The organism is Pseudomonas sp. S3_E10, from assembly GCF_054667615.1.
On sequence record NZ_CP162743.1, the window covers coordinates 371316 to 393454 of the forward strand.

General features: G+C 62.7%; 26 protein-coding genes. 8 read left to right on the plus strand and 18 right to left on the minus strand.

Annotated elements, in window-relative coordinates; translation table 11 throughout:
* The first annotated feature begins 137 nt into the window (after positions 1-137).
* The 3 genes from AB4N98_RS01415 to AB4N98_RS01425 all read left to right on the plus strand — a co-directional run bounded on the left by AB4N98_RS01415 (position 138) and on the right by AB4N98_RS01425 (position 3219).
* On the plus strand, positions 138-1076 hold the full coding sequence (locus AB4N98_RS01415; protein WP_116079730.1) for an AraC family transcriptional regulator: 939 nt from the start codon (positions 138-140) through the stop codon (positions 1074-1076).
* A gap of 155 nt (positions 1077-1231) precedes the next feature.
* Positions 1232-2179, plus strand: a complete 948-nt coding sequence (locus tag AB4N98_RS01420) for a nucleoside-specific channel-forming protein Tsx (protein WP_017530270.1) — start codon at positions 1232-1234, stop codon at positions 2177-2179.
* Positions 2180-2193: 14 nt separating this feature from the next.
* Complete coding sequence (locus AB4N98_RS01425) at positions 2194-3219, plus strand: purine-nucleoside phosphorylase (protein ID WP_065877925.1); 1026 nt, start codon at positions 2194-2196, stop codon at positions 3217-3219.
* 51 nt (positions 3220-3270) lie between these two features.
* Here the strand turns inward: AB4N98_RS01425 and AB4N98_RS01430 are convergent, their stop codons facing one another.
* From AB4N98_RS01430 to AB4N98_RS01440, 3 genes are all read right to left on the minus strand, one after another.
* A complete protein-coding gene (locus tag AB4N98_RS01430) occupies positions 3271-4230 on the minus strand; it encodes a quinone oxidoreductase family protein (protein WP_116079728.1) in 960 nt (319 codons plus the stop codon).
* Positions 4231-4258: 28 nt separating this feature from the next.
* The gene (locus tag AB4N98_RS01435; protein WP_017530267.1) at positions 4259-4432 is read right to left on the minus strand and encodes a DUF1427 family protein; all 174 of its coding nucleotides are present in this window, start codon (positions 4430-4432) and stop codon (positions 4259-4261) included.
* An 88-nt stretch (positions 4433-4520) separates the two neighbouring features.
* Entirely contained in the window at positions 4521-5285 is a 765-nt protein-coding gene (locus tag AB4N98_RS01440) for an AraC family transcriptional regulator (RefSeq protein WP_026067451.1), read from the minus strand.
* 116 nt (positions 5286-5401) lie between these two features.
* Here AB4N98_RS01440 and AB4N98_RS01445 point away from each other — a divergent pair, with 116 nt between their 5' ends.
* Positions 5402-5644 (plus strand): DUF6555 family protein, encoded by a 243-nt coding sequence (locus AB4N98_RS01445; protein ID WP_017530265.1) that lies wholly within the window; start codon positions 5402-5404, stop codon positions 5642-5644.
* A 16-nt stretch (positions 5645-5660) separates the two neighbouring features.
* Positions 5661-5933 carry a hypothetical protein gene (locus AB4N98_RS01450; RefSeq protein WP_017530264.1) on the plus strand — a complete coding sequence of 91 codons (273 nt, stop codon included), beginning with the start codon at positions 5661-5663 and terminating at the stop codon, positions 5931-5933.
* Between the two features lie 52 nt (positions 5934-5985).
* Here the strand turns inward: AB4N98_RS01450 and AB4N98_RS01455 are convergent, their stop codons facing one another.
* The 3 genes from AB4N98_RS01455 to AB4N98_RS01465 form a co-directional block, all read right to left on the minus strand.
* Positions 5986-6156: a metallothionein gene (locus AB4N98_RS01455; protein WP_017530263.1), complete on the minus strand. Its 171-nt coding sequence runs from the start codon at positions 6154-6156 to the stop codon at positions 5986-5988.
* An 89-nt stretch (positions 6157-6245) separates the two neighbouring features.
* The gene (locus AB4N98_RS01460) at positions 6246-6698 is read right to left on the minus strand and encodes a DMT family transporter (RefSeq protein ID WP_017530262.1); all 453 of its coding nucleotides are present in this window, start codon (positions 6696-6698) and stop codon (positions 6246-6248) included.
* Positions 6699-6702: 4 nt separating this feature from the next.
* Positions 6703-7191 carry a DMT family transporter gene (locus AB4N98_RS01465; RefSeq protein WP_116079726.1) on the minus strand — a complete coding sequence of 163 codons (489 nt, stop codon included), beginning with the start codon at positions 7189-7191 and terminating at the stop codon, positions 6703-6705.
* A 118-nt stretch (positions 7192-7309) separates the two neighbouring features.
* Between AB4N98_RS01465 and AB4N98_RS01470 the strand changes: the two genes are divergently transcribed.
* Entirely contained in the window at positions 7310-8242 is a 933-nt protein-coding gene (locus AB4N98_RS01470) for a LysR family transcriptional regulator (protein WP_017530260.1), read from the plus strand.
* A gap of 115 nt (positions 8243-8357) precedes the next feature.
* On the opposite strand, the gene AB4N98_RS01475 is transcribed toward AB4N98_RS01470, so the two are convergent.
* Both AB4N98_RS01475 and AB4N98_RS01480 read right to left on the minus strand, forming a co-directional pair.
* Positions 8358-9677, minus strand: a complete 1320-nt coding sequence (locus AB4N98_RS01475; protein ID WP_017530259.1) for an Nramp family divalent metal transporter — start codon at positions 9675-9677, stop codon at positions 8358-8360.
* A 41-nt stretch (positions 9678-9718) separates the two neighbouring features.
* Positions 9719-11269: a DUF726 domain-containing protein gene (locus tag AB4N98_RS01480; protein WP_068933689.1), complete on the minus strand. Its 1551-nt coding sequence runs from the start codon at positions 11267-11269 to the stop codon at positions 9719-9721.
* Positions 11270-11498: 229 nt separating this feature from the next.
* Between AB4N98_RS01480 and AB4N98_RS01485 the strand changes: the two genes are divergently transcribed.
* Positions 11499-13307: a monovalent cation:proton antiporter-2 (CPA2) family protein gene (locus tag AB4N98_RS01485; RefSeq protein WP_017530257.1), complete on the plus strand. Its 1809-nt coding sequence runs from the start codon at positions 11499-11501 to the stop codon at positions 13305-13307.
* A 73-nt stretch (positions 13308-13380) separates the two neighbouring features.
* Positions 13381-13935, plus strand: a complete 555-nt coding sequence (locus AB4N98_RS01490; protein ID WP_065877917.1) for a DcrB/PsbP domain-containing protein — start codon at positions 13381-13383, stop codon at positions 13933-13935.
* Positions 13936-13989: 54 nt separating this feature from the next.
* Here AB4N98_RS01490 and AB4N98_RS01495 read toward each other — a convergent pair whose 3' ends face one another.
* The 10 genes from AB4N98_RS01495 to AB4N98_RS01540 all read right to left on the minus strand — a co-directional run bounded on the left by AB4N98_RS01495 (position 13990) and on the right by AB4N98_RS01540 (position 22130).
* Positions 13990-14709: an alpha/beta hydrolase gene (locus AB4N98_RS01495; protein WP_065877915.1), complete on the minus strand. Its 720-nt coding sequence runs from the start codon at positions 14707-14709 to the stop codon at positions 13990-13992.
* Between the two features lie 11 nt (positions 14710-14720).
* The gene (gene cobF / locus AB4N98_RS01500; RefSeq protein WP_065877913.1) at positions 14721-15476 is read right to left on the minus strand and encodes a precorrin-6A synthase (deacetylating); all 756 of its coding nucleotides are present in this window, start codon (positions 15474-15476) and stop codon (positions 14721-14723) included.
* Positions 15477-15521: 45 nt separating this feature from the next.
* A complete protein-coding gene (locus AB4N98_RS01505) occupies positions 15522-16076 on the minus strand; it encodes a histidine phosphatase family protein (protein WP_065877911.1) in 555 nt (184 codons plus the stop codon).
* A 66-nt stretch (positions 16077-16142) separates the two neighbouring features.
* Positions 16143-17120: a LysR family transcriptional regulator gene (locus AB4N98_RS01510; protein WP_065877909.1), complete on the minus strand. Its 978-nt coding sequence runs from the start codon at positions 17118-17120 to the stop codon at positions 16143-16145.
* A gap of 50 nt (positions 17121-17170) precedes the next feature.
* Positions 17171-18112 carry a peptidylprolyl isomerase gene (locus AB4N98_RS01515; protein WP_223496990.1) on the minus strand — a complete coding sequence of 314 codons (942 nt, stop codon included), beginning with the start codon at positions 18110-18112 and terminating at the stop codon, positions 17171-17173.
* Complete coding sequence (locus tag AB4N98_RS01520; protein WP_017530250.1) at positions 18109-18576, minus strand: YbjN domain-containing protein; 468 nt, start codon at positions 18574-18576, stop codon at positions 18109-18111. The genes AB4N98_RS01515 and AB4N98_RS01520 overlap by 4 nt, the downstream gene beginning before the upstream one ends.
* A gap of 20 nt (positions 18577-18596) precedes the next feature.
* Positions 18597-19223 carry a hypothetical protein gene (locus AB4N98_RS01525; protein ID WP_017530249.1) on the minus strand — a complete coding sequence of 209 codons (627 nt, stop codon included), beginning with the start codon at positions 19221-19223 and terminating at the stop codon, positions 18597-18599.
* Between the two features lie 18 nt (positions 19224-19241).
* Positions 19242-20942: a putative porin gene (locus tag AB4N98_RS01530; protein ID WP_017530248.1), complete on the minus strand. Its 1701-nt coding sequence runs from the start codon at positions 20940-20942 to the stop codon at positions 19242-19244.
* 54 nt (positions 20943-20996) lie between these two features.
* Positions 20997-21701: an energy transducer TonB family protein gene (locus AB4N98_RS01535; RefSeq protein WP_017530247.1), complete on the minus strand. Its 705-nt coding sequence runs from the start codon at positions 21699-21701 to the stop codon at positions 20997-20999.
* Positions 21702-21704: 3 nt separating this feature from the next.
* Positions 21705-22130: an ExbD/TolR family protein gene (locus tag AB4N98_RS01540; RefSeq protein ID WP_010211136.1), complete on the minus strand. Its 426-nt coding sequence runs from the start codon at positions 22128-22130 to the stop codon at positions 21705-21707.
* Positions 22131-22139: the final 9 nt, after the last annotated feature.

Here is a 22139-nt window from a genome sequence, read left to right on the forward strand (position 1 = left end):
GGCGGATGCCCAGGTGATACTTTTTTAACCACGCCCCCAGGATCAAAAAAGTACCAGTGCCGGACAACATCGAGGGTAGCGCCTGAAGGCCTGGGGCGCGTATTTTTAGGGCATTCCAATAAAAAACCGACAGCACCATGCCCGTTAGCCGCGCCCAACTGTTTGAACACCGCCCCGCCGAACTCGAAGTGATCCTGCCGGAGCCGGATCACTGCTTCCGCTGGTTCGAGCATGATTACCCCTACGACCTGGCGCGCTGGAACCACCACCCCGAATTTGAGATCCACCTGATCCGCCAGGGCAGCGGCAAGTTGGTGGCGGGCGACTATATCGGCGCGTTCGGTGCCGGCCATGTCGCGTTGATCGGCCCGGACCTGCCACACGATTGGATCGGCGAACTGGCGCCCGGCGAACATCTGAGCGGACGCGATGTGGTGCTGCAGTTCGACGGCGCCGCCCTCCTCGCCCTGCGCAAGACCCTGCCGGAACTGGGCGATCTGCAAGCGCTGTTCGAGCAGGCGCGGCGCGGCCTGGAGTTCAGCGGCGCCACCGCGCTAGAAGCCGCCCGCTTGATGGAAGACATCGGCCGCGCCCATGGCCTGCAGCGGCTGATCCTGTTCCTGCAACTGCTCGACACACTGAAAAACGCGCCCCCTGCACACACCAAGCCCCTGGCCAGCCCCTGCTATGCGCCCACGCTCGACGCACGCAGCGCCGAACGCATCAACAAGGCCTTCGACTACCTCATGCGCGAACTCACCGGCGACCTGCGCCTGTCGGTGATCGCCCAGCAACTGCAGATGAGCGAACCAGGCTTCTCGCGGTTTTTCAAGCGCAATACCGGCCACGGCTTTATTGACCTGATGCGCAAATTCCGCGTGCAGCGCGCCTGCCGGCTGTTGCTGCAAAGCGATATGTCAGTGGCCGATATCTGTTTTGAAGTGGGCTACGCGAACCTGTCCAACTTCAACCGGCACTTTCGTATCGAGATGAACCAGACACCGAGCGAATATCGCCGTGAAACCGCCATGCACCTGTTCAATCGCAGCGAACAAATGACACCCAGTCATTTCTGATCGAAAGGTCGACTAATCCGGCTTTTTGTCAGCTCATTCAAGCTGTTGAGTAAAGTTGGTACAGCGTGTGCAAACGTTTGCGATAAGAGCTTGCTCGCCAAGTTCGCCACCACTCGCAGAAGCGGGTTCACATCGCGTACGAATAGGGATTTTCAATGCACTTCACCTCAAGGCCTCGTGCTTGCTTTGGTGTTTCCTTGCTACTGGCCGCCGTTACGGGAGTACTCAGCGCACCCATTTTGGCGCAGGAATCCCCCTCCAATGACTCAGCACAGGGCGAAACCCTGGCCCCTGAAGCCACCCCGGCGAAAAAAAACGTCTATCTGTCGGAGTGGTTCAACCAGGACCTGACGCTGATCGGCAGCAAAGACATCAGCTTCGGCCCCAAGCCGCAGGACGATGTCTACCTGGAATACGAGTACTTCGGCCGCAAGGGCCCCTTCGAGCTGTACGGCTACATTGACGTGCCTAAGATCCTCGGCATCGGTAACAGCAATGACAAAGGTGCATGGGACCATGGCTCGCCGGTGTTCATGGAGCATGAACCGCGTATTTCCATCGATTACCTGGCCGGTCGCAGCCTGGCCATCGGCCCGTTCAAAGAATGGTACGTGGCATTCGACTGGATCTACGACCACGGCAGCAATAAGCAAAACCGCGCCAACACCCTGTACAGCGGCCTGGGTACCGATATCGACACCCACTCGCGGGTCAACTTGTCGGCCAACTTCTACGGGCGTTACCAGTGGGAGAACTACGGCGCCAGCAACGAATATTCCTGGGACGGCTACCGCGCGCAGATGAAGTACATCGTGCCCATCGCCTCGTTCGACAACGGCGCCTCGTTGACGTACATCGGCTTCACCAACCACGATTTCGGCTCAAACCTGCACAAGGACAACCCGGCACGCACCGCCAACTCCACCGTGGCGACCAACGTGCTGCTGTATTCCTTCACCCACCTGCGCTTCACGCTGGTCGGCCGTTACTTCCACAACGGCGGCAATTGGGAGGATGGCAGCGAGTTGAATTTCGGCGAAGGCAACTTCCGCGCGCGCTCAGACGGCTGGGGTTATTACGCCGGCGTGGGCTATCAATTCTGATCAAGGAGCTTTAGATGAATACCTTTACCCACCTCTCGATAGCCGCAGGCCTTGCCCTGCTACCCCATGTGGCGCTCGCCCAAAACGCGCCGATCAAACCCAAGGTGATGCTGATCACCATGTTCGCCCCCGAGGCGCAAACCTGGATCGATCGCCTGGAACTCAAACAGGAAGTGCGCGTGCCGGGCCTGTCCGCCGAATACCCGGTGATCCGCTGTAACACCCAAGAGGTGTGCCTGCTGGTGACCGGCATGGGCCAGACCAACGCCGCCGCATCTACCCTGGCGCTGGCCTTGTCGCCCAGTTTCGACCTGCGCCAGAGCTACTTTCTGGTCGCCGGAATCGCCGGCATCAACCCCAAGCACGGCACGATCGGCACCGCCGCCTGGGCGCACTACCTGGTGGAGTTCGGCACTCAGTGGGAGCTGGACTCGCGCGATGCGCCCAAGGAATGGCCGACCGGTTACATCGGCATCAACACCAAAGGCCCCAACGAAAAGCCGCCGCTGGACTACAAGACCGAAGTGTTCGAACTCAACCCCAAACTGCAGGCCAAGGCCTTTGCCCTGTCGCACAAGGTTGAACTCACAGAGAGCAAGGAATCGACCGCCTGGCGCAAACACTACCCCGCCGCCCCCGCCAACCAACCGCCGCAGGTCACCCGCTGCGACACGCTGGCGGGCAATACCTGGTTCTCCGGCACGCGCCTGAGCGAACGCGCCGAAGTCTGGACCCGATTACTCACGGACAACAAAGGCGAATACTGCACCACCCAGCAGGAAGACAACTCCACCTACGAGGCGCTGCTGCGCGCCAGCCGTGAAGGCTTGGTGGATATCCAGCGCCTGGCCGTGGTGCGCGCGGGTTCCGATTTCGACCGTCCTTACCCAGGCTACAGCGAAGTGGATAACCTGTTGAAGTACGCGGACCAGGGCGGGTTTGTACCGGCGCTGGAAAACCTCTACCGCACGGGTAACCCACTGGTACAGGCGATCCTCAAGAACTGGTCGGCCTGGGAAAAAGGCGTGCCCGACGCCTAGTCAAAATCAAGCTGTGGAAGGGGGTTTTGCCCCTCCCACACTTGGCTCGTATCACGGCAGGAAGACGATCTTATCCACACTGCCGCCGTTGACTTCCTGGTAACTGCGCACGCCGTCCACCAGCGCCACTTCACGCAATCCCGTCGGCAACGGCAGCGAACCTTCATCGAAAAAGCGCCCGAACTGCTCCAGCATCACTGCGCATTGCTCGCAGTTATAAAGCAATGAATTGATGCCCACCACCGACCCGCCCTTGCGGTACAGCGCCAGGGCCGGCAACTGCACGTGGCCGTCCACCGGGGCCGCGATGATCGCGATGCGACCGAACGGTGCCAGGCCTGCGACGGCGGCGGGCAGCCAGAAACCCGTGGTGTCGAAGATCACGTCGGCGCCGCCCTGGTATACGGCATTGACCTGCGCGCCCAAACCTTGCGGCTCGCCCAGCACAATCGCCTGCATACCTTGCGCCTGCAATGCCTCGGCCTGATCGGCTTTGCGCACCGCCGCCAGCACCTGGGCACCGCGGATCTTCGCCAAGGCCAGCGCCGCACTGCCCACGGCACCGTTCGCGCCGATCACCAGCAACCGCGTGCCCTTGCCCACACCGCTGCGCTCCAGCGCGTCCCACGCGGTGGTGTACGGCACGCCGAGGCTGGCGGCCTGGGCAAAGCTCAGATGCGTGGGCTTATGCGCCACCCCCTTGGCCGACACCCTGAGGTATTGGGCGTGGGAGCCGTCGGCGAAAAAACCCAGATCGCGGCCGGTACCCCAAACGTCCCGACCCAGCAGCGCCTGCGGGCCTTCAACAACCACACCGGCGAAATCCCGGCCGGGAATACGTGGCAGCGTGGTGTAGGGGAAGCGACCGAGCACGTTCTTGACATCACTGGGGTTCAGGCCCGCCGCCTTGATCCGGACCAGCACCTCGCCGGCAGCCGGCACCGGGGTTTCAACGTCAACAAGGCTCAGCGCGGCGAGGTCGCCGGTGGCAGAAAATTGCAGGGCTTTCATGGGCAACATCCATCGCAGGAAAAAGGAGTCAAGACAACCAACCGCTGACCAGCTGCCGCCCCATGGGCCACAGTTTTTCGCCTAGCAGCATGCCCGTCAGGCCCACCAGGGCGATGGCGGGCGGTGCGGGTGAGCGGAAATCCAGGGCACCGTAGATCACGCCGACCAACAGGCCGATGGCGAGGGAAATCAGGTAATTCATGGGGGCAACGCCGTGTGGGTGGATGGGCTTAGTCTAAGCAGCCCCGCGTATCGCCATCGGCCAACTGCTTCAGCCTTTCGGCCAAACCTCAGCCGGTGTACTGCGAAGGCGCAACACCCAGTTCACGGCGGAACATGTCGCTGAAACTGCTCGGTGAATAGCCCAGGGAGCGGGCAATACCGTTGACCGGCCGACCCTGGATCAACTCGGCCGCCGCCGTGGCCAGTTGCACCTGGCGGCGCCATTCGGCGAACCCCATGCCCAGGTGGCTCTGAAACAGCCGCGCCAAGGTGCGCACGCTGGCACCGGCCGTTTCGGCGTGCTGTTCGAACGGGATATCCAGGGACGGCGCGGCCATGACCGCCTGGCATGCACTGACCAGACGACGGTCGGTGTCCGGCGGCATGGCGATGCGGATCTGCGAACGCCGCGCCCGTTGCAACGCCAACAGGGCCAGGCCGACCACCGCGTCGTAGTACGTCGCATCGTCGCCGTCCCCCTCCTCCACCAGCGTGACGATCAGCTCGCGCAGCAACCCACCCACCTCGATCACTTGCACCTGGCTGTCCAGCGTCGTCGCCAGGGCCGGGCGCAGGTAGATATTGCGCATCTGCAGGTCCGAGACCACGCGAATCCCATGCTCCACCCCCGGCGGCAGCCATACCGCGCGCTGGGGTGGCACCACCAGGGCTTCGCGAGGTGTCTCGACCCACATCACCCCGCTCATGGCATACAGCAATTGGCCCCAGTCGTGGCTGTGGCGCTCCACATACAAACCACGCGGATAGGTTCGCGCCAAAGGTTGCACGGGGACGGCGTGATCACTCAAATCGGGGGGCGCAGCCAGGGCCATAGGGCGCACATCATTGGAGGGACAGGCCACCATGGTAATGATGACCGCTCGACAATCCGAGTGAATTTTTACAGGCCCCGGGGATCACTTGTTTACACCACAGGATTGATGGACCAATGAATAACGCAAAACTGTTTGTAATCGACTACACCCTTCATGGCGAAGCCAAGTCATTCATTATCCGGCTGGAAAAGCTCGATGCCTTGGAAGCCTGGCATTGGGCGAGCTGCGACGCCGGCGTGGGGCGTATCGGCCGCTTCGCTCGCGAGCAGGTCAAGAAGACCAGCCGGGAGCAGGCCGAAAAGTTCGGCATCACCAACGTGCAATGGCGCCGCTCGGACGCGCGCGCCCAGGCGTGATCAAGGAGAAAACAGCATGAATTTACCCGCACTGTTCAATGGCAAGGCGCGCATTGACTACACCCAGGACACGCTGTTTGGGCCATTGGCCAAGCACGTCGAATGCCAGGTGAGCGTGCAACGACGACCCGGCTGGCTGGTGGTCAAGGTGTTCCAGCCGTTGCCGGAAGACTTGCACGATGCGCAGACCGTGGTGTTTGCGCTCGAAGGCCGTCGCACCAGCGGGGTCGTCAAGGATCGTCAACGCCTGTCGGACCACAGCCTGAGGCTTGAGCTGGAAACCCAATAGCCGCGGCACACTAACGTGTGGGAGCACATACGCCCCCACACGGTTTTGGCTTTCAGCCATGAGCCGACTTGGCGCACTCGCAGCCCGTGGCCGAAGCACAAGGCTCGCCATGGGCATGGTGTTGCGCACAGCCCTGGCAGCAATAACCCTTACCGTCTTTCATGACCGCGTCGGCGCCCAGCACGCATTTGCAGTGTGGGCAGGCACAGGTTTGATCTGGCATGTTCAGACTCCTCTTTCATGGTCGTCCCGGTGCGGCGAGCGCCGGCACCTTAAGCAATGACTGCGGGCTCATGCCGATCGTTCAAACCATCAGTCGGTGCGCGTGTTGCTGCGGTACATGAACACCAGCGCCAGCGCCAGGCACGCCATCGCCAACAACCGGCTGCCGGACAGTTCGATGGCAGGATTGCCCAGCCAGCCGAAGTTATCGATCAACATGCCCATGGCCAACTGCCCCGTGATCACTGCCACGGTCGCCACCGCCGCACCGACCACCGGCACCGCACCGACCATCACCATCATGTACACCACGCCAAACAGCGCGCCCGTCAGCTGCCATTTCGGTACGTCGAGCAAACTCACTGCCTGTGCCGGTTCAAAGAAGAAAATCAACAGCGCCGTGACCAGCGCGCCGACCGCAAAGGTCACCAGGCTGCTGCGCAGCACGCCGACCGTCTGGCCCAAGCGACCGTTGATGGCCGCTTGCACGCTCAATACCGCGCCGGCGGCCACCACCACGACCAATAACATCATCAGATTCATCCGCTTACCCTCGTGCAATCAAAACCAGTGCCGCCACAATCAACGCCAGCGCAATCCACCGCTCGCCGTTGACGCGCTTGCGCGCCGCGCCGAACCAGCCGAAGTGGTCGATCAACACACTCTTGCCCACCTGCCCCGACAGAATCGCGATCATGGTCATGGCGATACCGATGTGCGGCGTAGCCAGGGTCAGCACCACCACGTAAATCGGCCCCAGCAAGCCGCCGATCAGTTGCCAGCGTGGCAGCTCAGTGAGCGCCGGGCCTTTTTGCGGGCCGCTGAACAGCAGCAGCAAGACCAGAATCGCCGAGCCCACGCCAAAGATGCTCAAGGTTGCCCACAAATGCCCCACTTGCTCACCCAGCGGCCCGAGCAAACCGGCCTCGACCGACAAGCCCATGCCCGCCAGGATCACCAGCGGCAGTAACAACAACCGCAGAAGGTTATTTTTTGGCGCGGCTTGCGCCACACCCTCGACAGAACTGGCTCGCATACATCACCTGCGCTTCAACAAAGAATTGGATGGCGCGCATTATCCGGTGGTGGTCCTGTGCGATAAATGGGAGCATGCCGACAACACCTTTGCGTAAAACGCACAGCCTGGAGCCACGATGCAGGGTTTGAATGAATTGAGTTTCAAGGCGCTGCGCCTATTCGTCGCGGTGTTGGACCACGGCAGTTTTTCCGAAGTGGCGCGCCGCGAGGGCCTGGCGCCCTCCTCGATTTCGCGGCAAATCCAACTCATGGAACACGCCGTCGGCCAGCAATTGCTCTATCGCCATACCCGCGCCGTCAGCCCCACCGAAGCCGGGCGCTTACTGGGGCGGCATGCACGCTTGATGCTCGAACAGCTGGAAGCCGCCAGCCAGGCGTTGCAGGAACAGGACAGCGAACCCAGTGGGCTGGTGCGCATCAACGCGCCGATGGTGTTCGGCCAGCGCCATCTTTCGCCCTGGCTGGGCGAGTTGTGTCGGCGCTACCCGAAGCTGCAACTGGATATCCAGCAAACCGACACCTTCGTCGACCCGTTGCAAGACGGCACCGACCTGCTATTTCGCATCGGCGTGCTCAATGATTCCAGCATGCAGGCGCGTATTTTTGCGCCCCAGCGTTTCCGCATCGCCGCCAGCCCCGCCTACCTGGCAAAACATGGCACGCCCACGCACCCAGACGAACTGGCCAACCATCAATGCCTGGCCTACAAAGGCGTCAACGGCCAGGAGCGCTGGTTCTTGCGCCGCGACCAGGGCAACTGGACGCCTTACAGCGTCACAGGCCCGATCACCGGTAACCATGCCGACACCCTCACCCACGCCGCCGAACAGGGTCTGGGCCTGGTGGTGTTTCCATCCTGGCTGATCGGTGACAGCCTGCGTGCCGGCACCTTGCAAGCGGTACTGACCGACTATCAGGTGGCAACCACGCTGGAGCCGCAGCAGATCGCGGCGTTGTGGCCGGGGAGCCGGCGCTTGTCGCTGAAGGTCAGGACCGTGATTGACTACTTTGTGGCGTGTTTTGGGACGGTCCCGTATTGGGATCGGTAAGCGAATCTCATCGTCGCCTGGCCAAAACAGGGCGCAAGCCACCTGATGACCGTGCCCTGGGGTGAAGCAAAAACACTCGGTCAAACTACCAAATCCGTGAGGCCCCACTGTTCGATCAGAACAGCCACTGCCCTATCAACCACCCATTCGCCCCACTGATCACCGCAAACAGCAACCACACCAACGCCTTGGTAGGAAGCCGATTGACGAACGCGCCCATCAGCTGTTTGTCGCCGGTCATGCGGATCAGCGGGTACAGGGCAAACGGCAACTGCAGGCTGAGCACCACCTGGCTCAGGATCAGCAACTTGCCGATCGCGTCATCGCCCATCAGCCACACGCCCAGAAATGCCGGGATCAGCGCCAGCCCACGGGTGATCAGGCGGCGTTGCCAGCAGGGAATGCGCAGGTTCAGGTAGCCTTCCATGATCACTTGCCCGGCGATGGTGCCGGTAAACGTCGAGCTTTGCCCGGACGCCAGCAAGGCGATACCGAACAGGATGCTGGCAAATGCCCCTCCTACCAAGGGGTCGAGCAGGTGGTAGGCGTCCTGGATTTCCACCACGTCGGTATGCCCGGTCTTGTGGAAAGCAGCGGCGGCCAGTACCAGGATCGCGGCGTTGACCAACAAGGCCAAGGCCAGGGAGCCGATGGTGTCGATACGCGCCAGTTTGACCGCGTCCTGTTTGCTGGCCAGGTCTTTGCCGATCAGGCGGGTCTGCACCACCGAGCTGTGCAAATAGAGGTTATGGGGCATCACCGTGGCACCCAGGATACCGATGGCCAGGTACAGCGGTGCGGCATCGCTGATGGCTGACAGCGACGGCGCGAAGCCGCTGAACACGTCGGGCCAGTAAGGCTTGATCAACGCCAGTTCAATAAAAAAACACACGCCGATGGTTGCCACCAACGCCAGCATGATCGCTTCCAGGCGACGAAAACCGCGGTTTTGCAGGGCCAGCACCAACAACGTATCGAACGCCGTGATCACAATGCCGGTGGTCAGCGAAACCCCCAGCAGCAGGTGAAACGCCAGGGCGCAACCGAGCACTTCGGCCAGGTCGGTGGCAATGATGGAGATCTCCGCCAGCGCCCATTGGGTGCGGGCCGAGCGCTTGCTGTAGCGCTCGCGGCACAGTTGCGCCAAGTCCTTGCCGGTGGCGATGCCCAGCCGCGAGCACAGGCACTGCACCGCCATCCCCGCCAAGCTGGCGAGCAGTACCACAAACAACAGGCTGTAGCCGTAGCGCGAGCCGGCTTCGATAGCGGTGGCCCAGTTGCCGGGGTCCATATAGCCGATGGACACCAGCAGGCCGGGGCCCGCAAACATGAGGATGCGCTTGAAGAACGAAGCCTTGGGGTCGACGGCGACAGAACCGGCCACTTCCGGCGGGCAGAACGGGGCGGTAGCGATTTTCGGCAGGCTGAATTTCACGCGGTATCCCAGGCAAACACACTAAACAGGCGCGCAGCTTATCAGTCGGATGCAACCGTGCGCATCACCGTGTCACGGGGCAAGTCAAACGCCTCCACCACCTGCACCACCAAGTCCATCTCCTGGTTCAGCGCTTCACGCTCCATGCGCTGGCGAATCACCCCGATCACCAGCACCGCCAGGGTAGTGATCGAATAGGCCGGGCCGGAAAACGCCCGTACACCGCTCACCAACAGCATGGCCGCCGCCAACGCCTGGCCCACCACTGGAATAGCCGTGGCCGCGCCCCGGCGCAGGATAAACCCGGTCAACCCGGCCAATGCCGTACCGCTCAACGCGGTAGTGGCCGTACGGCTCACGTCGATGCGATGGAACACGCCCTGCTCTTTTTGCGCGGCGGCCCGGAGCTCGGCGTCGAATACCTGCCGATCGGCGTTGCTGAGCTTGTCCTTGTACTGCTCGATGAGTGTTTCGGCCACCTGAGCTTCAATGTCTGCCAGCACCACACTGTCAAGCGGCTGCTCAAACCTGATGCCCAGGCGTCGCGCCACGGCTTCGGCGATCTGGCGATAACCCACGCCATGGCCACGGGCCAGGTTCATAAAGCTGTCACCGCCCATGCGCTGTAACTCGATGGCCAACTTGAGCGGCTCGCGCACGCCGGCATCAATCGACGCGCTGCGTTTTTGCGCCATCAACTCGGCCAGGAACTTCAGTTCCTCCGGCCGCGCCCGCACCAGGGCCGGGAACAAGTCTGCGTCCTCCTCGGCAAAACGCACCTCGGCGCTGCGCTGGTCGGAGCGGATCAGGCCGCGCCGCTCCTGCAACAGGTCGGTGTACTGCACCACCGTTTGCAACTGCGGCCAGTAGGCGGCGTGGTCGAAGCTGGCCAAATGCACATTGCTGACCTTGGTCTTCAGCGCCGGCGTCAGCGGGATGGCATAACGGCCTATACAGCGCTCGGTATCGGGTTTCAGGGCCAGGGCCCAATCCTTGCTGGAATGGCAGTTGATCACCCGCCCCTTGAGCGGTGCCGCCACTTCATCCCAAGGGCTCGACGTACAAATCGCCCCGCCCATCAGCAGCAGGTTATCCAACGGCAGCTCCCGTGCGGTTTCGGGGCTGGCCAGCAGGCTCTTGACCAGAATCCGCGCGCCCAGGGAATGGCCGATCAGGTTGATGCGCCGCACCTGCAGCGACTCACCGTGCAGGTAGGCGGCCAGTTCCGGCAGTAAGCTGCCGGCCACCTCGTCCACCCGAGCCTCGACACTTTTGTAGTGATCAAGAAAATACGCGATCGCCTTGCCCACCCCCACGGTGGCTGCCCCCACGCCGCCGCCGAGCATCGCGGCGATCACCTCCTTGAAGGGCGCAAACAGGTTTTCCAGAAAGTGCCCCGCCGGCCAGAACAGCATCAGGTTGGTGGAGCCTTCGATACTCGCCAGTTGCGCCTTGAAATTGCCCAGTTGCTGGCGATTGAAGAACGCCGAATAACCATGGACATAGAGATTGAGCACATCGCCCCGGGGCTCGCCACACAGTACGAACGTGGGTTTGCGGGTGCGGTGCATTTCATCCCACTGGCGTTGCATGGGGCGGTGACTCCTGGTGACGGGGGCAGCGATAGTAACAAAGGGTGAGCGACAGGACGGTGAATCCTGACCGGCGCGGGTCCTGGCGCCTGAAGAGGCTCAATAAGCGCCATCAGCCCATAGAAATGGCGAGGCATCCCCCGACATGCCGCAAAAACACAATTTTCGAAATGTAAAAAGCGCTCTAATACGCACCTGTTGATTGGCTTTAAAGATCCTGGAGTTCGCAATGCCCCATGAAGGCAACCTGTTACAAGCAGCGGTGGTGTTCCTGCTCGCCGCTGTGCTCACCGTGCCGCTGGCCAAGCGCCTGCAACTGGGCGCGGTGCTCGGTTATCTGTTCGCCGGTGTGATCATCGGCCCCTCGGTACTGGGCCTGATCGGCAACCCGCAAAGTGTCGCGCAGTTCTCTGAGCTGGGGGTGGTGTTGCTGCTGTTCATCATCGGCCTGGAGCTGTCGCCCAAGCGTTTATGGGTGATGCGCAAGGCGGTGTTCGGTGTCGGCCTGGCCCAGGTGCTGTTGACCGGGGTGGTGATGGGTGCGGTGGCGCTTTGGGTATTTGGCCAGGCCTGGAACAGCGCCATCGTGCTGGGCCTGGGCCTGGCGCTGTCGTCCACGGCGTTTGGCCTGCAAAGCCTGGCCGAGCGCAAGGAGCTGAACCAGCCCCACGGCCGGCTGGCCTTTGCGATTCTGCTGTTTCAGGACATCGCCGCGATCCCGCTGATCGCCATGGTGCCGCTGCTGGCCGGCAGTGATCACCCCACCACCGAAGCCGAAGGCGTGCAGCACGTGCTACAGATCCTCGGCAGCATCGCCGTGGTGATCATCGGCGGGCGTTACCTGCTGCGCCCGGTGTTTCGCATCGTCGCCAAGACCGGGCTGCGGGAAGTGTCCACGGCCACCGCCTTGCTGGTGGTGATCGGGACGGCCTGGCTGATGGAGCTGGTGGGAGTGTCCATGGCCCTCGGCGCCTTCCTTGCCGGCCTGCTGCTGGCGGATTCGGAGTACCGCCATGAACTGGAATCCCAGATCGAACCGTTCAAGGGCCTGCTGTTGGGGCTGTTCTTTATCAGTGTGGGCATGGGCGCCAACCTCAGCCTGCTGATCAGTTCACCGCTGGTGGTGATCGGCCTGACCCTGCTGCTGATCGGCCTCAAGCTGCCGCTGCTCTATGCCGTGGGCCGGCTGGTGGGCGACCTCAACCGCGAAAGCGCCCTGCGCCTTGGCGTAGTGCTGGCCGCCGGCGGTGAGTTCGCCTTTGTCGTGTTCAAGATCGGCCGTGACCAGGGCCTGTTCGAACCCCACCTCTACGACATCCTCGTGCTGACCATTACCCTGTCCATGGCGGTCACGCCGCTGCTGTTGCTGGTGTGCCCGAAGTTGTTCAAGCCCAAGGTCAAAGCAGTGGAAGTGCCCGAGGAATATCGCGCCATCGAAAGCGACGCGCCGCGCGTGGTGATCGCCGGCATGGGCCGCATGGGCCAGATCGTCGCGCGGATCCTGCGCGCCCAGAACATCTCGTTCATCGCCCTCGATACCTCGGTGGAAACCATCGAGTTGACCCGCAGCTTCGGCGGCATGCCGGTGTTTTACGGTGACCCGCAACGCCCCGAGATCCTGCACGCGGCCAAGGTCGACCAGGCCGAGTTCTTTGTGATCGCCATGGACGACCCGGAGATCAACATCAAGACCGCGGAACTGGTGCGCAACCTCTACCCGCACATGAAGATCATCGCCCGCGCCCGTAACCGCCAGCACGTACACCGCCTGGTGGACCTGGACGCCTCGCCGGTTCGCGAAACCTTCTACTCCAGCCTGGAAATGAGCCGCCGCACCCTGGTGGGCCTGGGGTTGAGCCAGGCCCAGGCCGATGCACGCATCAACCGCTTCAAGAACCACGACCTGCAAGTACTCGCCGCCCAGCACGCGGTGTACGACGACGCGGCCAAAGTCATGCAAACCGCCCAGGAAGCCCGTGCGGAACTGGCGCGGCTATTTGAAATGGACAGACTTGAGGAAGAGTCCGACAAGGTGTGACGCTGCGGATGAACGATATTGCGAATTTTCTGACAGAATGCTCCGCAATCTCGTTCATCCCTTGGAGCGCTTCATGGCCACCTTCACCAAGACCGCTGCCCTGCTGGCCCTTGCGCTAACCGCCGGCAGCGTGTTCGCCGCCGCCAAACCGACCACCCAGACCGTCTCCACCCTGGGCGGCAAGTTCACGTTCACTCTGCCCAAGGCCTACACCGCCGACACCCTGCCGGCCGGCAAGGCCGAGGATGGCACCGCCGACACCCAGGGCACGATGTACGCCAGCCAGACCACAAAAAGTGTAGTGATCGTCGCCGAAACCGTGCGTAAAGACGGGGTCAAGATCGGCGACAACGACCCGCAGTTCCTCGATGGCGCGGTGGCCGGTTTCGTCAAGGACCAGAGCGCCGCCCTGCCCGACTTCAAAAAACAGGCCGAGAAAAAACTCACCGTCAAGGGCCTCGGCCTGCGCCAGGTGGACAGCACCGCCACCCAGGGTGGCGGCAAAACCCTGAACTCCACGTTTCTCGGTGGTTCGGGCAACCAACTGGTGGTGATCCAGGCAATCTCGCGGGCCGATGATGCCAAGGGGCATGCGGCGCTGGTGAAACAAATCACCGGCAATAAGTAACCCGATCGCCCCAACAGTGAATAGCCAATGTGGGGGCCACAGGTTTGCCCCCCTTTATTTCAGGCTTTTTTCCAGCCAGGCCTTCAGGTCCTGCACTTCCGCCTCACTGATGGTGTGGTTCATCCCCGGGTAGCCATGAAACTCGGGGTTGAGCCCCAACCCCACCAACACCTCATTCGCCCGCGTCGCCGAGTCATACGGCAGCGCCTGGTCCAGGGTGCCGTGGCCAATAAAGATCGCCAGTTTGCCCAAGCGCTCGTCCGGCTTGAGCTCGGCCCTGAGCACCGGCAGCACGCTGCCGCTGAGCGCCGCAATACCGCGCACCAACGGTGGGTCACGCAAGGCCACCTCGTAAGACATGATCGCGCCCTGGCTGAACCCCACCAGGAACACCCGGTCGGGCTGGGTGTGGTACTTGGCGGTGGCCTTGCCGACAAAATCCTTGATCAGCTTGGCGCTGCTCTGCAGATCAGCCGTTACCCCATCGTATTCGCCGTCGCCCGGCGTCTTGGTGAACCAGCGAAAGCCGTTCGGTTGCACCGGCGTCGGCGCACGCACCGACAAGTAAGTCCAGGTGGAAGGCAATGCGTCCTTGATGCCGAACAGGTCTTGCTCATCGCTGCCGAACCCGTGCAAAAAAATCACCAGCGGCTCGTTGCGCGCGTCGCTTTGGGTCTGTTCCAGGTACGCGAGCGGCAAATCGGTGTGCAACCTGGCATCAGCGTGGGCAACGCCGGCCATCAGGGCCAGGGCGAGGGCAATGGGTTTGAACATGGGACGCTACCTCAGGGTTTGCGCAATAAATAAGTGTCCATGATCCAGCCATTGGCCAGGCGCGCCGCCTTGCGCACCCGATGAATTTCGTCAGCTACCTCGCCGACCTTGCCGCTGACCAGGATTTCATCCGGCGTGCCCAGGTAGGCGCCCCAGTAAATATCCATGTCCTGGTCGGCCACGGTGCGGTAGGAGTCTTCGGCGTCGAGCATCACCACCAAGGTATCGGCATCACTGGCCTGCCCCGCCGCCAGGCGTCGACCGGTGGTGATCTCGACGGACTTGCCGATGCGGTTCAAGGCCACCTTATGCCGGGCGGCCAGGGCCTGCACGCTGGTGATGCCGGGGATCACCTCGAATTCAAAGGCACAACGACCACTGGCCAGGATCGCCTGCAGGATGCGGATCGTGCTGTCGTACAGCGCCGGGTCGCCCCAGGCCAGGAAGGCGCCCACCTCACCGTCCGCCATGTGCTCGTTGATCATGCGCTCGAAGGTGGCTTGCTTATCGCGGTTGAGGTCCTGCACGGCGGTGGTGTAGTCGATCTCGCCGCGCACGCGCTCGGGGCAATCGGCCTCGACAAAACGGTAGCCGGGCTCGGTGATATAGGTGTCGCAGATCTCGCGGCGCAGGTCGAGCAACTTGTCTTTGCTCTGGCCCTTGTCCATCAGGAAAAACACGTCGGTGCGGTTCAGCGCCTTCACGGCCTGCATCGTGATGTAGTCAGGGTTGCCGGCGCCAATGCCGATGATCAGGATGCGTTTCATGGGTTGCTCTCATTGCGGGACGTGAATGTTGCCATGTTTGCCCACTCAGGCGTGAGCTTCCAGGCGCAGGCGCCACACGTCGTTGAAGCGCAGCTCGGTGGCGGACAGCGGTTCGACGTCGATCAGGTAGAACATCGAGATCGGAAACTGCATGACGTACAGCATTGCGGCACGGATCACCAAGGGATGGGTCACGGCCACCACATGGCCGGGGTGGTGTTCGAGCGACTTCATCCATCGCCCTACCCGCGCGCAGACCTTGTCGACCGACTCGCCGCCGTGGGGCGCGCTGGCGTTGTCGGTCAGCCACTCCATCAATTCGTGGCGATCTACTGCGTTGACGTCCTGCCCCGCCCAACGCCCCCAGTCGCCATCACGCAGGGCTTTTTCGACCTTCGGGTCGCGACCGAACAGACCTGCGGTCTGCCGGGTGCGCTCTTCCGGCCCACACAGCAAGCGCGGGTTTTTCTTATAACGACCCGCCAGGGATAAGCTCGCATTGCGCCAATCCATCACCACCGACTCGTCAGCGGCAAAACGCCCCTGTTTTTGAAAAGGGGTGACGGCATGGCAGATAAGGGTCAAACGGGTGCCCTGCATCGCAGTTCGCTCCAACACAACGGACGAGACCACCAAGACTGGCGCAGATAACGCTGTTGCGCAACGCTAATCAAACCACTCCCGCCGCCCCTCGAATGTGCCGACGATCAGTTCCACAATCACCCGCACCGCCTCGGCATCGCGCACCTGCACGTTCACCGCCAGCCACACCTGGCGCTGCATGCTATCGGCCAACAACCCCGGCAACGCCACCAGCCCCCGGTCGAAGCTGCTCATATAGTGCGGCAGCAAACCGATGCAGGCGCCGCAGCGGATCATCTCCAACATCAGCGAATAGGCATGCACCTGCACCACCGCGGCCAGGCGCCGTTGCACCACTTGGTTCCACGGCTGCAAGGCGTCGACCTGTGCGTCGGGCTGCCATTGCACCAGCATGTAGTCATCAAGGTCCTCGACGCTGTCCGGCCGCGTGGTCAGGCGCGAATAGCGCTTGGCGATGTGCGGCAAATACTGCAACCGCGCAAGCGATCGCGGCGGTTCGATGGCGAAGCTTGGGCCAGGCATCGGGCCGTCGGTGTCCGACAACCACAGCACCACGTCCACCTCCACCGCTTGCAGGGACTGTTGGCTGTCGATGGCGATGATCTCCAGGCGCACGCTGGCATTGCGGCGCAGCAAGGCGATCAGGTCGCGACCGAGGATGTCGTGCAGGATCGGTTCGGCCACCGCCAGGCGAATCAACGGTTGCTCTACCACCGGCAGGCGTCGTTGATGGGCCAGGGCGACCAGTTGCGCCTGCAATTGCAAGCCGTCGCGACTGAGCACCAAGCCGTTACCCTGGTAGGTGAACAGCGAGTGGCGCAGGTGTTCCTCCAGTTGCGCCAGGCGTTTGCGCAGCAAGGTCGCCTTGATGTTCAGGCTGCGCGCCGCCTGCATAAAGCAGCCGCAACGCGCGCTCACCAGAAAGTAGCGCGCCACCTCCGGGTCGATCTGATGCGCCAGCGCCAGCCAATGGCCGCGTGGCTCGACCGCTGCGCGATAGGCTGCGGGCCCCTGAGGGCCGGACGGTTCCAGTAATGCCATGGGAGACTCCTTGTCTGATGGGCGTGTGCATCCAATGCGGGGTGCGGCGTCTACTCCAGCACCTTACTCAATTGGGCGCCGTCGATACTCAAGGTCGCGGTGTTGAGCATGCCTTCGAGGTAAGCCTTGGCGATCTGTTCCTGGCGCTGGGCACGCAGCGCCTCGGTGAGGCGCTCGCGCAGTTCGTCGAGGGTCGCGGTGCGTGCCGGTTGCTGGGCGATCAACTTGAGCACGTGAAACCCGGCCGGGCTCTGCACCGCCTCCGAGACTGCGCCGACCTTGAGTCGCGCCACCGCCTCGCGCACTGGCGGCACCAGTTGCTGCAACGGCTGCAAACCGGAATCGCCACCGCGCGCGGCGCTGTCCGGGTCCTGGGAGAATTGCGTGGCCAGCGCGGCAAAATCCCCCGGTGCGGCCTGGGCCTTGCGGCTCAGTTCCTGGGCCTGACGGCGTACCGCGTCGAGGGCTTGCGGGTCACTCACCGCGAGGAAAATCTGGCTCACCCGGTACAACGGCGGCGTCACCCACTGGGCTTTGCCGCTGTCATACGCCTGTTGCAACTCGGCGGCGCTGGGGTAATCGGCCGGGACCTGGCTGACCGACAGCATGTAATCGCGAAACACGATCTGCTCAGTCGCCGCGCGGGTCTGTTGCTCCACCTCCGGGCGCTGGCGCCAGCCCTGGGCATCGGCCTGTTCGAGTACGGCTTTTTGCGCGAGCCGCGAGCGAATCCAGGTTTCCAGGGCGCCACGGTTGCCGCGCAGTTGCTCGCGGGTTTCGGCCGGCAGGCTGGCCAGTACGCTGTTGAGTTCCGGCAGGTCGATCTGCTGGTTGCCCAGGCGTGCCACCGCCGGCACGCCAGGTACGGGGCTGGTCGAGGGCGCCGGTTGTTGCGCCGCCACCGGGTCGCTGCCCGGGCGCAGGCTCAAGCCCACCGCCACCACCAACAGGGCCAGCGCACCCGCGCCGACCATCAGGGTTGGCTTCTTCACAGTGCCGAGGCCTCTTCAGCGACCGCCGCAGGCTGGGCCTGCAACTGCGCCGCGTGCTGGCTGTACTCACGCAGGTAAACGATAAATTCCTGCAGCAGGCGATCCCACAGTTCCAGTTGGCTGCGCAAGTGCGTGGCGCCGACACCGGCCACCACCACGTCCATTTCCATCAGCAAGAATTCGCCCTGCACCGACAACCGTGCAAAGCGGCGCGAGGCATTCCACACCGGGGCCAGGCCCTCGGGCAACTCGCCCTGTACCCGCAGCGCGCAGCTGTAGGTGAAGTCTACGTACGCGCCCTGCTCCGTCGCCGGGTTACCGAAGCGCACCGCAAAACCGATGCCCTGGCTGGCGCTGAGCAACTGCACGATGCCGTTCTGTTCGCTCTGGTTGACCCGATAACCGGCTTCCTGCAACAGCTCGGTAAGGCTCTGGACGCTGACGCTGGTGATCAATTCGCTCATGCTCTGTGCTTCCTTGTCGATCAATGGGTAACGCCCGCCTGGGGCGCATCAAAACGGCTCTTGTACAGATCGTCGCCAAAGCCCTGGGCCAGTTCTTCGAACTTGACCCGCGTGCTGCTGGCGAAGGGCTGGCGGATACTCATCACCTGCGCCACATCGATTTTTTCGTAGGCCGCGAGCAACTGCTGGGCCACGCCGTACATCTGTTGATTCTTGACTGAACATTGCTGCACTTGTGTGTCACGTTCAGCCAGCCTGGCCTGGAGGCTGGCACGCTCAGCCTCCTTGCCCTTGGCCAGCACCAGCAATTCGTCGTAGGCCTTCTTGAACTTGCCGATCTGCTCGTTGCTCGCATTCACCTGCGCTTGCGCCTGACTGTGCAGGCTCTGCTGCTGGCCGGCCAGTTGCTCGGCCACGCCACGGGTCTTTTCCAGCTCGGCCGTCAATTGCTTGATCTGCGCCTGGGCCTGCCTGGCCTGGGTTTCGGCGGCCAGGCGCGCGGCACTGGCCTGGGCCTGTTCACTTTGCAGCGCCTGCAACTGCTGGGTGGTGCTGCGCAGTTGGGTGCGCAGGCGCTCTTCCATGCCTTCGGCCGAGGCGCCAGTGGCGACCAGCAGCAACAACAGCCCGCCTATTCGAATGTTCATGTGGCATCTCCCTGCGCGTCAGAAGCGCGTGTTGAGTTCCAGTTGCATCACATCGACTTCGAACGGCTGGCCATACACTTCGGACGCGCTCAACCAACGCGCGCTGGCGTAGATGTTCTTGTCGATGCCGTAGTTGGCGCCGATGAAGTAACCCTTGGCGTTGGTGCCGCCCAAGTGAAACGAGGAATCGTTGAAGCCATCGGGCAAGGCGTCGGGCTGGATGTACTTGTAGCCGGCCAGCACGTTCCAGTCGCCGCGCTTGCGCATTTCCAACGCACTGCCAAGGGTGAACGAGACCATCAAGGCATTGCCGCCACTTTCAAACTGGCCGTTGCCGTTGATGTTGTTGACGATCTCGCCTTCGCTGCGCTTGAGCATTTCGCCCTTGTCGTAGGCCAGGTTGTGGATGAAGTTGCCCTGGGTGCGCAGCTTGAAGTCGCTCGGCAGTTCGCTGTCCCAGACCAGGTTGAGGTCCAGCACATCGAACTTCGACGCCAGGCCGACGAACTGCGGGTCCGGCGTTTTGGCCGGGTCCGTCGGGTTGGTGGTGTTGTTGCGCAGGTTGAATACCGTGTTGCCTTTTTGCATAAAAGCCACACGCGTGCCGTCGGTGTCGCAGCCCGCCGCCCCCTTCCATGTGGAGCACGGGCTGGAGCGCTCGCCTTCGATGTCCTGGAACTGGTAATAAGCGGCGGCGAGCTTGAGGCGGTTGCTGCGGTTGATCTTCCAGTCTGCGCCGATCTGCCCGCCAAACAGCCATTTGGTCTGGCTGTCTTCCTTGTCGATCCCATTGCTGCTGGCGGTGTCGGAGGTGTATTCGACCGGGAACGCGCCCAGGGTCCCGAACAGGCCCCATTCGCTGTTGAGGCTGTGGTTGAAGATCGCCGCCACGCCATCGAAGTTGAGGTCATTGGAATACATCATGTCGGTGGAATAAAACGGGTTGCCGATGCGCCCGGCGGTCAGGGTCATGGCATCGGTGGTTTTCCAGCTCAAGTAACCCTGGTCGAGCCAGATGTCTTTTTTGCCGAAGCCGCCGCCCAGGGTCTGGGTGGTGGACACCGGGTTATTGTCCGAGCCGGTGGCGATGCGGATGCCGGCGGTCCATTCCGGCGAAATCACCGCTTTCATGCCCAGGCGTGCGCGCAGGCGGAACAGGTTTTCGCGGTCCTCGCGGGTGTTGAGCAAGGGCGGGAACCGGGTGTTGGAGTTTTTGTTGACGTCGTACGGGCCGGTGTCGTTGAGCTTGGCGTAGTCGGTGATGGTGTTGTCGTTGCGGCCCGAGAAATAGCGCGACTCGTCGCGCAAACGGATATCGCCATCAAAACTGATGCGCGAGATCCAGTCCGGAAACGTATTGGGCTGGGCCCAGTTTTCCTGCTTGGCGGTCGCCATGACTTCAGCCTTCACCTGGTCACGGATCTGATCGCGTACCGCTTGCGGCACGTACTGCACGCGCACGTCGCCAGGGGCTGCGGCGGGGCCGCTGGCAACCGTCGGCGCCGCATTGGCCTGGCGTGCCTGCCGGGCCTCATTTTCGGCCTGGGCGATCAGCCCGTTGGCGGTGTCCTGGGTCAATACACCCTGCTGCACCAGCAGGCGGATCAGGTTGATGGTGACGTTTTCCGAGGGGGCGACCGGGGCTGCCGCCGCCTGTCCGACCAGGGTCGCGATGACCATGCCAACCGCCAGGGTCAGTCGATTCACGGGGGAAATCATGTGTACGCAACTCCTGTAAAAAACCGTTGAGAAATGCAGTTGAAGAGTGCTCGATCAATCCGGGCGCCGGCCCTTGAGGGACAGGCGTACCGGCAGCGTTACCGAAGCCGGCACCCGTTGCGTGGCATGGGGCGCGCGCAAGGCCGCCAACACCTGGGCATCGGTTTGGGCATCGCCGCTGGACTTGGCCAACTCGGCGCGGATCACCTGGCCTTCAGCGTTGAGCCACAAGTCCGCCTGCACCGTGTAAGCCTTCTTGCGCAATTCCGGGTCTTCACGCAGCAGGCGTTGAAACACCCCGGCCAGGTATTGCTTGTACGTGCCGGCGCCAAGGCCACCGCCGCCGGAACCGGCCATGCCGCCGCCCTTGCCCGCGCCAATGTTGAAACCATCGTTGCCCGACTGCGCATCGCCATCGATCTGCATCGGGTTGGCCAGGTCATCGGCCGGTGACGGCGGCGCTTCCTCGGCCGGCTTGACCTCTTCCGGCGCTGGGGTAGGCACCGGCTCCGGGATTTTTTCTTCCACCTGGGGCTCGGGCTCCTTGGGTTTTTCCGGCGGCGGCGGTGGCGGTGGCGGCAACGGGATAATCGTCGGCACCTTCGGCGCTTCGCGGCGTACGCCACTCATGTCATTGGCCCACTGCCACAACAGCCAGGCCGCCACGGCCCCCAGCAACAGGCCGGCGCCCCACTTCAGCGGGCGCAACGGCGGCGTGTTCTTGACCGGTAACGGCCTGATCGGGATCTGTGCGGTCATGACTCAGCCCTGGCTCGGTTTGCCGGTAACCAGCCCGACCTGGGACAGCTCCAGCCGGCGCAACAAGTCGAGCACTTCAATGACCTTCTGGTACTGCACCATGGCATCGCCGCGCACGATCACCGGGAAGTCCGGGTTCAGCGCTTTCTCGATACGCAGGCGCTCTTCCAGCTCGCCGAGGGTCACCGGGTAAGCGTCGAGGAACACCTGGCCGCCGTCATTGACGGAGATGGCCTTGGTCTTGGCCTCTGACAACGACACCGAGGCGCTGGCCTTGGGCAAGTGGATCTGGATACCCGAGACCTGGGCGGTGGCGGTGAGGATAAACATCACCAGCACCACCATCAGCACGTCCACCAGGGGCGTGATGTTGATGCTGTCGACGGCGGCATCATCGTCATCGTCGTGGGAGGCATTTACGCTAGCCATGGCAATTCT

What these genes read in the sequence shown, in the direction of transcription:
- AB4N98_RS01415 (WP_116079730.1), top strand. Translation starts at nt 138, where the DNA reads ATGCCCGTTAGCCGCGCCCAACTGTTTGAACACCGCCCCGCCGAACTC.
- AB4N98_RS01420 (WP_017530270.1), top strand. Translation starts at nt 1,232, where the DNA reads ATGCACTTCACCTCAAGGCCTCGTGCTTGCTTTGGTGTTTCCTTGCTA.
- AB4N98_RS01425 (WP_065877925.1), top strand. Translation starts at nt 2,194, where the DNA reads ATGAATACCTTTACCCACCTCTCGATAGCCGCAGGCCTTGCCCTGCTA.
- AB4N98_RS01430 (WP_116079728.1), bottom strand. Translation starts at nt 4,230, where the DNA reads ATGAAAGCCCTGCAATTTTCTGCCACCGGCGACCTCGCCGCGCTGAGC.
- AB4N98_RS01435 (WP_017530267.1), bottom strand. Translation starts at nt 4,432, where the DNA reads ATGAATTACCTGATTTCCCTCGCCATCGGCCTGTTGGTCGGCGTGATC.
- AB4N98_RS01440 (WP_026067451.1), bottom strand. Translation starts at nt 5,285, where the DNA reads ATGGCCCTGGCTGCGCCCCCCGATTTGAGTGATCACGCCGTCCCCGTG.
- AB4N98_RS01445 (WP_017530265.1), top strand. Translation starts at nt 5,402, where the DNA reads ATGAATAACGCAAAACTGTTTGTAATCGACTACACCCTTCATGGCGAA.
- AB4N98_RS01450 (WP_017530264.1), top strand. Translation starts at nt 5,661, where the DNA reads ATGAATTTACCCGCACTGTTCAATGGCAAGGCGCGCATTGACTACACC.
- AB4N98_RS01455 (WP_017530263.1), bottom strand. Translation starts at nt 6,156, where the DNA reads ATGCCAGATCAAACCTGTGCCTGCCCACACTGCAAATGCGTGCTGGGC.
- AB4N98_RS01460 (WP_017530262.1), bottom strand. Translation starts at nt 6,698, where the DNA reads ATGAATCTGATGATGTTATTGGTCGTGGTGGTGGCCGCCGGCGCGGTA.
- AB4N98_RS01465 (WP_116079726.1), bottom strand. Translation starts at nt 7,191, where the DNA reads ATGCGAGCCAGTTCTGTCGAGGGTGTGGCGCAAGCCGCGCCAAAAAAT.
- AB4N98_RS01470 (WP_017530260.1), top strand. Translation starts at nt 7,310, where the DNA reads ATGCAGGGTTTGAATGAATTGAGTTTCAAGGCGCTGCGCCTATTCGTC.
- AB4N98_RS01480 (WP_068933689.1), bottom strand. Translation starts at nt 11,269, where the DNA reads ATGCAACGCCAGTGGGATGAAATGCACCGCACCCGCAAACCCACGTTC.
- AB4N98_RS01485 (WP_017530257.1), top strand. Translation starts at nt 11,499, where the DNA reads ATGCCCCATGAAGGCAACCTGTTACAAGCAGCGGTGGTGTTCCTGCTC.
- AB4N98_RS01490 (WP_065877917.1), top strand. Translation starts at nt 13,381, where the DNA reads ATGGCCACCTTCACCAAGACCGCTGCCCTGCTGGCCCTTGCGCTAACC.
- AB4N98_RS01495 (WP_065877915.1), bottom strand. Translation starts at nt 14,709, where the DNA reads ATGTTCAAACCCATTGCCCTCGCCCTGGCCCTGATGGCCGGCGTTGCC.
- cobF (WP_065877913.1), bottom strand. Translation starts at nt 15,476, where the DNA reads ATGAAACGCATCCTGATCATCGGCATTGGCGCCGGCAACCCTGACTAC.
- AB4N98_RS01505 (WP_065877911.1), bottom strand. Translation starts at nt 16,076, where the DNA reads ATGCAGGGCACCCGTTTGACCCTTATCTGCCATGCCGTCACCCCTTTT.
- AB4N98_RS01510 (WP_065877909.1), bottom strand. Translation starts at nt 17,120, where the DNA reads ATGGCATTACTGGAACCGTCCGGCCCTCAGGGGCCCGCAGCCTATCGC.
- AB4N98_RS01520 (WP_017530250.1), bottom strand. Translation starts at nt 18,576, where the DNA reads ATGAGCGAATTGATCACCAGCGTCAGCGTCCAGAGCCTTACCGAGCTG.
- AB4N98_RS01525 (WP_017530249.1), bottom strand. Translation starts at nt 19,223, where the DNA reads ATGAACATTCGAATAGGCGGGCTGTTGTTGCTGCTGGTCGCCACTGGC.
- AB4N98_RS01530 (WP_017530248.1), bottom strand. Translation starts at nt 20,942, where the DNA reads ATGATTTCCCCCGTGAATCGACTGACCCTGGCGGTTGGCATGGTCATC.
- AB4N98_RS01535 (WP_017530247.1), bottom strand. Translation starts at nt 21,701, where the DNA reads ATGACCGCACAGATCCCGATCAGGCCGTTACCGGTCAAGAACACGCCG.
- AB4N98_RS01540 (WP_010211136.1), bottom strand. Translation starts at nt 22,130, where the DNA reads ATGGCTAGCGTAAATGCCTCCCACGACGATGACGATGATGCCGCCGTC.